Source organism: Actinokineospora sp. PR83, from assembly GCF_021056305.1.
Classification (GTDB): domain Bacteria; phylum Actinomycetota; class Actinomycetes; order Mycobacteriales; family Pseudonocardiaceae; genus Actinokineospora; species Actinokineospora spheciospongiae.
Genome location: NZ_JAJCXD010000084.1, coordinates 24225 through 33526 on the forward strand (window position 1 = coordinate 24225; position 9302 = coordinate 33526).

At 71.3% G+C, this 9302-nt stretch carries 14 protein-coding genes and 1 pseudogene; 8 read left to right on the forward strand and 7 right to left on the reverse strand.

Going from position 1 to position 9302, the window contains the following annotated elements:
• Window positions 1-216: 216 nt before the first annotated feature.
• The gene (locus L6E12_RS27040; RefSeq protein ID WP_236230746.1) at window positions 217-1134 is read right to left on the reverse strand and encodes a sigma-70 family RNA polymerase sigma factor; all 918 of its coding nucleotides are present in this window, start codon (window positions 1132-1134) and stop codon (window positions 217-219) included.
• Entirely contained in the window at window positions 1091-1678 is a 588-nt protein-coding gene (locus L6E12_RS27045) for a sigma-70 family RNA polymerase sigma factor (RefSeq protein ID WP_236230747.1), read from the reverse strand. Before L6E12_RS27045 ends, L6E12_RS27040 begins: the two co-directional genes overlap by 44 nt.
• Window positions 1679-2559: 881 nt before the next feature.
• Here L6E12_RS27045 and L6E12_RS27050 point away from each other — a divergent pair.
• The 3 genes from L6E12_RS27050 to L6E12_RS27060 all read left to right on the forward strand — a co-directional run bounded on the left by L6E12_RS27050 (window position 2560) and on the right by L6E12_RS27060 (window position 4256).
• The gene (locus L6E12_RS27050) at window positions 2560-3753 is read left to right on the forward strand and encodes a hypothetical protein (protein ID WP_236230748.1); all 1194 of its coding nucleotides are present in this window, start codon (window positions 2560-2562) and stop codon (window positions 3751-3753) included.
• Between the two features lie 84 nt (window positions 3754-3837).
• Window positions 3838-4023: a hypothetical protein gene (locus L6E12_RS27055; RefSeq protein ID WP_236230749.1), complete on the forward strand. Its 186-nt coding sequence runs from the start codon at window positions 3838-3840 to the stop codon at window positions 4021-4023.
• Window positions 4024-4064: 41 nt separating this feature from the next.
• Window positions 4065-4256 carry a hypothetical protein gene (locus L6E12_RS27060; protein ID WP_236230750.1) on the forward strand — a complete coding sequence of 64 codons (192 nt, stop codon included), beginning with the start codon at window positions 4065-4067 and terminating at the stop codon, window positions 4254-4256.
• A gap of 61 nt (window positions 4257-4317) precedes the next feature.
• Here L6E12_RS27060 and L6E12_RS27065 read toward each other — a convergent pair whose 3' ends face one another.
• Window positions 4318-4800, reverse strand: coding sequence for a hypothetical protein (locus tag L6E12_RS27065; protein WP_236230751.1), 483 nt, complete (start codon window positions 4798-4800; stop codon window positions 4318-4320).
• Between the two features lie 120 nt (window positions 4801-4920).
• Between L6E12_RS27065 and L6E12_RS27070 the strand changes: the two genes are divergently transcribed.
• From L6E12_RS27070 to L6E12_RS27090, 5 genes are all read left to right on the forward strand, one after another.
• Window positions 4921-5649 (forward strand): hypothetical protein, encoded by a 729-nt coding sequence (locus L6E12_RS27070; RefSeq protein WP_236230752.1) that lies wholly within the window; start codon window positions 4921-4923, stop codon window positions 5647-5649.
• A gap of 59 nt (window positions 5650-5708) precedes the next feature.
• On the forward strand, window positions 5709-6068 hold the full coding sequence (locus L6E12_RS27075; RefSeq protein WP_236230753.1) for a hypothetical protein: 360 nt from the start codon (window positions 5709-5711) through the stop codon (window positions 6066-6068).
• 36 nt (window positions 6069-6104) lie between these two features.
• Entirely contained in the window at window positions 6105-6317 is a 213-nt protein-coding gene (locus tag L6E12_RS27080; protein ID WP_236230754.1) for a hypothetical protein, read from the forward strand.
• 286 nt (window positions 6318-6603) lie between these two features.
• Window positions 6604-6951, forward strand: coding sequence for a hypothetical protein (locus L6E12_RS27085; RefSeq protein ID WP_236230755.1), 348 nt, complete (start codon window positions 6604-6606; stop codon window positions 6949-6951).
• A gap of 18 nt (window positions 6952-6969) precedes the next feature.
• Window positions 6970-7290, forward strand: coding sequence for a hypothetical protein (locus L6E12_RS27090; protein ID WP_236230756.1), 321 nt, complete (start codon window positions 6970-6972; stop codon window positions 7288-7290).
• Window positions 7291-7350: 60 nt separating this feature from the next.
• On the opposite strand, the gene L6E12_RS27095 is transcribed toward L6E12_RS27090, so the two are convergent.
• From L6E12_RS27095 to L6E12_RS35165, 4 genes and pseudogenes are all read right to left on the reverse strand, one after another.
• Entirely contained in the window at window positions 7351-8016 is a 666-nt protein-coding gene (locus L6E12_RS27095) for a hypothetical protein (protein ID WP_236230757.1), read from the reverse strand.
• A gap of 360 nt (window positions 8017-8376) precedes the next feature.
• Window positions 8377-8685, reverse strand: a complete 309-nt coding sequence (locus tag L6E12_RS27100) for a hypothetical protein (RefSeq protein WP_236230758.1) — start codon at window positions 8683-8685, stop codon at window positions 8377-8379.
• On the reverse strand, window positions 8682-8804 hold the full coding sequence (locus tag L6E12_RS34885; RefSeq protein WP_255683496.1) for a hypothetical protein: 123 nt from the start codon (window positions 8802-8804) through the stop codon (window positions 8682-8684). The genes L6E12_RS27100 and L6E12_RS34885 overlap by 4 nt, the downstream gene beginning before the upstream one ends.
• A gap of 65 nt (window positions 8805-8869) precedes the next feature.
• Window positions 8870-9302 (reverse strand): annotated as a pseudogene (locus L6E12_RS35165) (hypothetical protein); the annotation flags it as partial.

The window sequence follows — 9302 nt, forward strand, 5'->3', positions numbered from 1 at the left end:
GGACGCCCGCGCTATTGGGATGCAGTCGAGCACTGGGGAGGTGGGAACGCCCGTTGGCCCGGGCCCCCACCATCACGTGAAAGGCCCCGGGAACCCTCGTGGTTCCCGGGGCCTTCTCGTGTCCGTCCGACCGGGTGCCGCCCCACCGACGCCATCGGCGACATGCGTGGGCGTCGGATCAGGCTCGACTTCCCGTGCTGAGCCTGGGCGCGCTGCTCAGCTCTGGATCCAGGTGAGCACGCCGTCCACGGCGGCGTCGACAAGGGCCTTGCGCAGACGATTCATCGCACGGTGTTGACAGATGCGGACCGCCGCCGCGCTGAGGCCGATGACATTGGCGGTCTCAGCCGCGGAGAAGCCGACGACCACGCGCAGCACGATGATCTCGCGCTGGCGGGGGGTGAGGATGGCCAGCAGCCTGTCCATGCGATTCCGCATCTCCCGTCGAAGGACAGTTTGTTCGGGGCCCGGTTCGTCATCGACGACGTCCGGGACGGCCGCCACCGAGTCGGCGCGGTCGTTGCCGCGATGGCGTTGGTGCTCGGCGAGCTTGTGCGCGGCGATGCCGAAGACGAAGGGCAAAAACTCCTGGCGGCCGCCCCGGAAGGAGGGCAATGCCCTCAAGACCGCGATCATCGTCTCCTGGGCGAGGTCGTCGGCGGCGGTGAACGCCGAGCCGCTACGGCCGATGTGGGCCCGGCAGTAGCGGGTGATCGGCGGCCCCAGCCAGGCGAACAGGGCGGACAGTGCCTCCTTGTCGCCGCGCCGGGACAAGGTGACCAACTCGTCGAAGGTCGTGCTGGTGAGGCGGGCGAACTCCACATCGACCCGGCTCGGCCCCGACGTCGGCTGCGGCAGGGCGGTCTTCTGCTGCTCCCTGACCGCCACGGCCACACAACCACGCGCACCGGCATCGTGGCCCTGAGGGCCCGGCACCGTGGGTGGCGTGGTCGCCGCCACGCGCGCGCGCGCGGTCGAGAGGGTGGTCAACCGCGCGGCCGCGGCTGCCTGCACATCGCGCAGGGCAGCGTCCACATCGAGACGCGGTGTGATCGACGCGGCGACGCCGCGACCCACCTCCTGCATCACCTCACCGACATCTGAATCGGCCGAGGTCACGGAGCTGTTGATCATCGGTGGTCACCTCCTCGGTCAGCAGCAGGGTGAAGAACTCCTCGAACTCGCCCCGAACCTCCGCGTGCAGCTCGTCGGCGAACCCGGCGAACTGCTTCTTGGCGTGGCGGCGGTGCGAGCGGATGGTGGCTTCCTTGATCTCGAGGATCTCGGCGATCTCATAGGTCTCGAACCCCTGGTAGTACAAGGTGATCACCTGCCTGCGCACGGGCGTCAACCGTCTCAGCAATCCCAGGGCCACCTCGTCGAGCTCGTTGAGCCGGTCGGTGTCGATCTCCTCGACGTCGCGGCGGTCGCGGCGGGCCGCCAACTCCGCCTTCTGCCTGCCCAGCCGGTCCCGGCGGGCGGCACGGGAGGCGTGCCGGATCGCGGTCTTCATCGCCCAGGCCAGCGGGTTGGTGATCTCCACCGACGTGGTCAACAACGAGGTCATCGCCTCGGCGGCCGCGTCCTCCGCAGCCGCGAGGCTGAACCCCATCTGGCACAGCACCACCACCGTCTTCGGGTAGGCGTGGCGGAAGAAGTCCGCGAAGTCCGCCTCCACCCGCCATCACCCCCTTCGCCGTCGCCAGTGCCGCGTTCACCCTGTTGTGGCACAAGCCCCCGCGGCGCGTGCAACACATCCGAGGTTCAGCAGAAAAGCGACACGACGGGCCTGTTCGCCCCCGACGCCGTGCGAAGCACGGTGCGTGATCAGGTCCGATGGAGTTGATATCGGCAGCCGGTGGCACCGGACTTCGTCTTCCGTCCGTCGATGCACCCGCGTATCGACGGGCCGTGTGCCTTGTCCACGTGCTGGCGCCGCCGAGCCGCCGCGACACCCCACCGCGTCATCACCACCCTCGGCGGCGGGACCACCACGTCCGAGAGCCCCTTGGACATGACCGGCTGGAACGACCTCGCCGGTTGAGATCGAGCCGCAGGTCGACCAGCACGCCGTTGCGGCCTGCGTCGCACAGGTACCGCACCGCCTCCTGCGCCTGTCCAGTCGGAGGTGGAGGGGCATCGGCGGCGATGCTGATGGCGCTGTCCGGGCGCACACCAACGTCGCCTCCGTCGCCCGCTACGCCAAGGTCAGCGCCGCGGCGCTGGGCCGCTGGCAGAACGACCGCGACCGCGTCTCACGCCGCCGCTGAACCACCCTCGCCGCCGGACGAGAAGCCCGCGTCGCTCACCGTCACGGCCGACTCCGGACATATACGACGGGCGTAGCCCGTCGAGTATAGGGACTGGGGTACGGCCGTGTCGGCCCTTTGTACTGGTCAGGGGACTGGCGTTGGTCGTTGACGCCCCCTGCGGTCAGGGGTGGATCAGCCCGCGGCGGACGGTCAGCGGTTGTCGTCTTCGCTCCGGTGGCGCCGGGACTGGTCGCGTAACCACCGCACCCCCTAGGTTGATACAAAATGTATCAACCTAGGGGGTGCGGTGAGCCGGTCGAGTCGGATCAGGGCGGTGGCCCACGAGGCCGGGGCGAACACCGGTGTCGAGGTGGACGCCGAGGACCTGAGCGTCCCGGGGGTGTGGACGCTGTCGTGGGTGGACGGGCCGACCGCGCCGACCCTGGCCGCGGCCGTGGCGGCGGCCGGGCGGCGCTTGGGCGTGCCGGGCGATGACCTGGTCGAGGTGCGCTACGAGCGGGCGGTGACGGTGCGGGCCGCGGTCGCCGCGGCGGCGCACCGGATGCTGCGCGACGGCGCGGCGCCCCCGGTGTCCGCGCTGGCCGAGGTCGTCGCGGACACCGAGTTCGGGGTCGACGCCGAGGTCGAGGGCCAGGCCTGGGAGGTGGCCGACTTCGTGCTGGAGGGCAGCGGCATGGACCCGGACTCGACTTCGCTCGGTGAGGCGGAGGAGGTGGTGCGCCACCTCCTCGAGGCGGGCCGCAACGGGGTGCTGGTCGACCTGTGGCTCGAACACCGGCCGGGCCCCGGCAGGCCGCCGGTGCTCGACACCGCCGGGGTCGTCGACGACGCCCGTGCCGCGGTGGGCGCCCTCTACCGGCGGTTGCAGGACGCGCTGCTCACCGGCAGTGCCCATGGTGCCGACCCGCGGGCGCGGCAGTTGGCCGCACAGAGCATCCGAGGGCTGGTGGCCGAGCTGGTGCTCGACTGCCAGCGCGCCGACGCCGCCCAAGCCGTCATCGACGGCTTCGGGATGGCGTCGCTGAGCACCGAGATCGGCCTGTCGCGCAGCGCCCTGGGCAAGCAGTTGGGTTCCCTCGACGAGCACACCAGGACCCTGGGATGGATGCGTGAGCACGCCGCGCAGTGGGCGCGGGCCTGCCACGACGCCGCCGACGCCCTGCGCGGGCAGGGCACCGCCCTGCCCGCCGCCGCCCGCGACGACGCCCGCCGCCTGGAGCACGCCGACCCCGACGGCGGGTGGCGGGCGGTGCGTCCCACCTTGGCCCCCGCCCGTCGCCTGGTCGCCGATGTCGAGCTGTGGCCGCACCCGCAGCACCCGCACCGGCGTGCCCTGCTCGACCTGCTCGACGCCCTCGACGCCGCCGCGCCCCCCACGCGCGCCGAACGGCACCAACGCCGCCCGTTCACACCCGGGAGCCGTGACCTCCTCGGTCACCACACGGACGACCACTCCACCATGCTGTCCCAATTAAGTTAACATACAACTCAAATCTGTAATGCATTGTCTTACAACATAACTGCATGTAGCGTGGTTGGTGCCACGGTGACCGAGAGGACCCACATGACCGACTGGAGCAGTAAGAAGAGTGCAGAGGTGGCACACAACCTGGTGGCGCACCTGTCATCGGACATACAGCGGTTCGTCGCAACCCGCCCCGAAGTGGAGGGCGGCGAGGCTCTGCTGAACCGGCTCGCCGACACGACGCTGCAGCTGCGGAAGCTCGCCGAGACCGAATCCGCCGACTGAAACCGCAGCTCACAGCCCATTTCCTCGGAAAGGACGTTGCCATGCCCCCAAAGGACGAACTCGCTCACGCCGCCGCGTTCGGCGCCCGGATGGCCGCCAAGGGCCTGACGCCCGACCAGGTCACCAAGTTGATGGACGTCGCGCGTCCGGCACTGGATGAGGCCCAACAGTGGGTGCAGGCAGGCGGGAACCCCGCAGCGGTCCGATTCGAGGTGCGCCCCAACGAGCAGTGAGGCCCCGACCTCGCACGGGAGGACCAACACCAGATCCCGCCGAGATCATCCCCATGGGTGCTCAGGGTGTCTCGGTGTGATCGACCTCTGCGGGTGGGGTGGGTCCCTCGATGCGCACCAGGTCGCTCTCCTCGTTGGCCAGGTAGAGCTCGCGGTGGGGGCCCTCCCCGATGAGCACCGCCCGCCCGTGGCGGTCGTAGAACACCACCGGCATCCGCTCACCGCCGCTGAGGACCGCGACCATTCCCCGCGGCGCGGGGGTGAACGGGCCGCTCAACGGTTCCTCGGCGTCGGCGATCCCGTGGTAGACGGTGCCGGGGGTCAGGACACGCGATGCCGGCACCAACACCTTCCTCTCGACATCGAGCACCAGCGGATGCCCGGTGGCGGTGAAGGCGTGCACGGGCTTGACCAGCGACCCGCCGCCCTTGGTCGTGTACAGGGCCTCCAGCGGGCGGGCCGGTGCGATGGCCACATGACCGTCGAGCTTGCCCAGCCCCTCGATGTCGACCTGGACACGGTCGACGATCGCGATCTCCTCCACCGGCACTGCCCTTCTGCTCGTGGACGCCGTCCCCCCGGTCTACCGCAACGATCAACGGAAAGCACCTGCTCCGGCGTCCCGGCCCGCTGGCCGGCGGGCCGCACCTGGTTTGATCACCCGATGAACTGGGCGCAAGCGCCGGAGGCTGTCCCCTTCTACGCCTCCGGCACCTTCTGGACCATCATCGGCATCGTCGTCGCCGTGCTTCTGGGCGGCGCGGGCGGGTGGGTCGCGTGGCGGTCGGCCAACCCGAAACGCCAACTCGCCGTATGGGTCGACTTCGACGCGCCATTGCTGACCACACGCGCCGACGGCATCCAGGTCACTTTCAAAGGCGCCCCACTCATGCACCCGCACATCGTGCGGGTGAAAGTATCCGCCCGGGGACGGAAAGACATCGTCCCTGGCGATTTCGTCGGGCCGATCCGCATCGACCTCGACACCCCCATTCTGGAACTTGTTCGCAACGAGTCAACCACCAAAAGGGAGAACCTTCCCCGACCTGTGGTGAGCATCGACGGGTCAGCGCTGATCATCGAACCGGCCATCATCCCCGGCGACCAGCGCATCCACCTTGACGTACTGCTTGACGCCTACCCGGTCCTCTCTGTGACCGCACCCCTGGCAAACGTCAAGGTAACAACCGACCCCTCTCCCCCGAATCGTCGAATCAAAGATGCGATAACCTTGTTTGTTCCGATTGCCTCTCTGGCGGGGTTGGTTGTCTATAGCAGTCTTCAAGGTTCTGGCGAGAGTGCCCAGGAATTGACCTGGTCTCCCCTTTTCGTGGTCACCGCCGCAGGCGCCTTGGTTTATTCGATATACTCAAGTTTGGATCGACGTAAATAACGATAAAAAATTCCGTGCGCCCTGCCCTGCCCCTCCTCTTCCCGGTTACGGTGGTGTGGGTGGAGGAGATCGGGCGGACGGAGGGTGTGGGCGGGGAGCTGGTCGACCGGCTGCACGGCCTGAGCCGGGCGCGTAGGCCGGTGTGGGTGCTGCTGGATCGGCTCGTCCACCGAGGCCCCGGTCAGCCGCAGCACCTCAACGCGGCCGGGATCGACCTCAGCGGCCGCGCCCCGGGACTCATGGCCCGGTGGGTGCCCACCTACCAGGGGGACTGGCTGGGTGTGGTGACCTACCCGATCCGGTTCGCCGACGGCCGCCCACCGCTGTGGGTGCACGACCAGCTCGTGCCGTCCTACGCGCTGGAGGAACGGCCCACCACCGACGACTTCCCCGGTACGTGGATCGCCACCCCACCCTGACCGCCGACGGCATCGAGCGCCAGGTGCTCGTCGACCTTGGGGCCGTGCTGGATCGGGTGCACCGCCTACGGCATCGCCGACGACCCGGCCGCCGACACCGCGATCATCAACGACGTGCCGGGCCGCGCCCGGCACGTCCTCGACCGCTTGGTGCTGGTCGACCTCGGCCAGGACTCCGCCGCCGGGTGCTACCGGTGGGACCGCGACACGGCCGCGACCATCCCCGTGGGCGCCCGGCTGGGGCGCTGACCGCAGACACCGAACTGCCCACCGCCGGGCCTGGGCGGTGAGGGTGCGGGCCGTTCGCGGCGGCCGGCGCTCACCGTCTGCCACCATCTGATCAGCGGTTATGGGGACCGGCGCGCGTTGTCGCCCACCGGGACGGTCGAGTCGGCAGCATGTTCGGACTGATCTGCGACCGCCCCGCACCCCCATCCACTGAGTCCCGAACCCGCTCCGGGATCCGACTACAGTGCGCGATCACAACAAGTGGCCCTCGGCCACCTCCGATGGCCGGCGGCAGGCGGGACGAACGATGGGTGACCCGGGTGGGTCGGGGCAGTCGAGCAGGGTGTCCTACGACGGGATCCACGTGCGCGACGGCCTGGTCGTCGACACCGTGGTGGTGACGTGCCTGCCCATCCCGCGGCAGGTGCTGGTGCACGCGGTGCTGCAGATCCAGGTCGCAGGCCTGTGGGTGCGCCAGGGCCGCGACCGGCTGCTGGACCAGGTCGACACCCCGCTGGCCGCGATCGACCTGAACGCCCCCTGCCGGGCGGGCACCTGGCGCACCTGGGTGCGCGTGGCCGGGGTCAACCCGGACGGCACCGGGTTCGAGTTCACCACGACAAGCCCGCCGGTGCCCTTGGCCTCCTGCGGGTGACGCGGGATACTCCCGGACATGAGACAACCCCCGGCCCCCGGCCCGCACAGTGGTCGCCCCGTGCGCTGGTCAGGGCCGGTACTCGACGACCTGCTGACCGACTCCTACGTCGCGGCCGTCTCAGCCGGTGCCACGCACCCCCCCGCCGAGCACGAGCGGGTCACCCTGCGCCCCGGCGCCGAGGGCGTCGTCGGTGACCTCATCGACTCCACCGGCACCGACGAGGACCGCGAGGACATCTACATCGTCCGCTTCGGCGACTACACCCTGGAGACCTCGCTGCCCCCGCGCGGCCTGTTGACCTTCGCCGACACCACCCGCGTGCACACCGCCGCCTGAGCTCCGCCACGACGTCGCCGTCCAGGGGGCGCAGAGCGCGGGCCGATCGGTCCGCGCGGCTCAGCCGAGCACGCAGACTTTGGGGCTTGTCGGGACGGGCGCACCACGGCCCCGGGAGACGTCGAAGGTGATCGGCAGGGCCCCGTCGGCGTCGTTGGGGCCGATGGCCGCGACCACGATCCTGCTCCAGGTGCCGTCCAGTTCGACCACGACGGCGGACTCGTTGATGTGGACGCTGCTGACCGTGCAGCTCAGCGTCGGCGTCAGAACGCTGAAGTCGATCACCCCGACGACGCTGGCCCCCGACGAACCCCCGGCGACGGCACCGCACCCCCCACCGCCGGGGCCGTCACCGCCCCCACCGCAACGCACGCTGCCGTCGTGGGTGGAGGTGAACCCGGCGGTGTCGACGTCGATCCTGAGCCCGTCCAGGGCGGTCACCGGGTCTCCGGGCGTGCGGACCACGACCGTGCGGTTCCGCACCGGCTGCACCGGCGTCGTCGCGGTCGTGGTGCCGGGCGCGGTCGGCGCGGTCGAGGCTGACGGCGGTGGTGACGGCGCGGGCGCGGCCTGGCGCACCGAGTCTGCGGGCAGCAGCGAGCAGACCGCGATCAGCGCGGGCACCCACACCGCGATCACCATGGCCGTGGCACCTCGCCGCGGCGGGTGCAGGTGCACGTCCCCACCCACCGCCCCGACCTGCAGCACGGTGCGGAACATCCCCACCGCCCGGTTGTCGACCCGCTCGGGGACCCGTGAACCGGCCCCGTCCGCCGACCGCTGCGTGTCTGGCCTCCCTGTCCCGCGACCAGCAGGCCGGGCACGGCTGCCGCCCGACGGATCCGGATCGGGTGCCTGGTCACGGTCGCCACCGGAGCGGGTGCTCGTCATGACCGCGAAGGCTAGGACCCGTGAATCCAATCGACAGGACACTTTGTCCAGTCCGCCTGTGTTCACCCTTTCGGACGCAGGGCCGGATCTGTGCCGCGACCGCACGGGGTCGTCCAGCGGCGCCGCGTCGGTGGGCGATCGGTGTCCACGCACACGAGGCCGGTGGCGATCGAGCGGGGGCTGACCAGTCCCCGGTCAGGTGGGGGTGGCGCCGGGGGGCATGAGGGCGGCCAGGAGCGCGGCGAGCCCGGGCGGGACGTGCTGTGCGGCGGCGCCGTGACCCACGACCCGCTCGGCCTCGGCGGCGGGGTGGCGCCAGACACCGGCGTCGCGGGCGGCCTGGCAGGTGCACGGGTGGGTCATCTCGCGCTGGGCGAACCCACCGTCGTCGAGGGCGACCGCCTGCCGCCAGCGCATGATGCCGGTGTCGCGGCAGCGCGAGCACGCGGACTTCCCGTGCTCGGCGGGAACGGGCTCGACGGGTTCCGATGGGCTTGCGCTCACAGCACGTCTCCGATCCCGCCGCACGTCGAGCAGGTGCCGCGGGGGCTGCCGTCGTCGTCGGCCTCGTCCTCCGGCGGGTCCTGCAACCCCGACCCATGGCAGTCCGGGCATGTCCTCACCCGGACACGGTGCCACCCGACAGGCGGATCCACCAGCCCCCGGGTCCCGCGCTCGGCGAGGCGGGTCAGCGCCTCCGGCCGCGGGGGACACCCTGCACGGGGGCGGATCGGGCCGGCGCCCGGTGTCCCCCGGGCCGGTTCGCGGCGGCCGTGGTGGGCGGTGGTGGGGCGGTCGGCGGTGGTGGGTGGGGCAGGGCGGTGCCGTAGGCGGTCAGCGCGGCGGCGGTGGCGGTGGCGCGGTGGGCGGCGGCGGGCCGGTGGCGGGTGGTCTGCCAGGCGGCGATCTCGGCGACGAGCCCGGCGAGGGCGAGCACGAGGGCGGCCACGGCCGGGCCGGTGGTGATCGAGCGGGGGGTGATGAGTCCGGCGCGGGCCAGGCGGCGGGCGGTGACGCGCAGGTCGCGGGCCAGGCCGCCGAGCTGGTCGACGCCCCCGCGCCCGGGGTGGCGGGCGGCGGGGGCGAACGCCGCGGCCGCGGTGCTCAGCGGTCCGCCAGTG

Coding starts and splice junctions, on each gene's coding strand:
- L6E12_RS27070 (WP_236230752.1), top strand. CDS start 4,921: ATGAACTGGGCGCAAGCGCCGGAGGCTGTCCCCTTCTACGCCTCCGGC.
- L6E12_RS27040 (WP_236230746.1), bottom strand. CDS start 1,134: ATGATCAACAGCTCCGTGACCTCGGCCGATTCAGATGTCGGTGAGGTG.
- L6E12_RS27060 (WP_236230750.1), top strand. CDS start 4,065: ATGCCCCCAAAGGACGAACTCGCTCACGCCGCCGCGTTCGGCGCCCGG.
- L6E12_RS27090 (WP_236230756.1), top strand. CDS start 6,970: ATGAGACAACCCCCGGCCCCCGGCCCGCACAGTGGTCGCCCCGTGCGC.
- L6E12_RS27055 (WP_236230749.1), top strand. CDS start 3,838: ATGACCGACTGGAGCAGTAAGAAGAGTGCAGAGGTGGCACACAACCTG.
- L6E12_RS27085 (WP_236230755.1), top strand. CDS start 6,604: ATGGGTGACCCGGGTGGGTCGGGGCAGTCGAGCAGGGTGTCCTACGAC.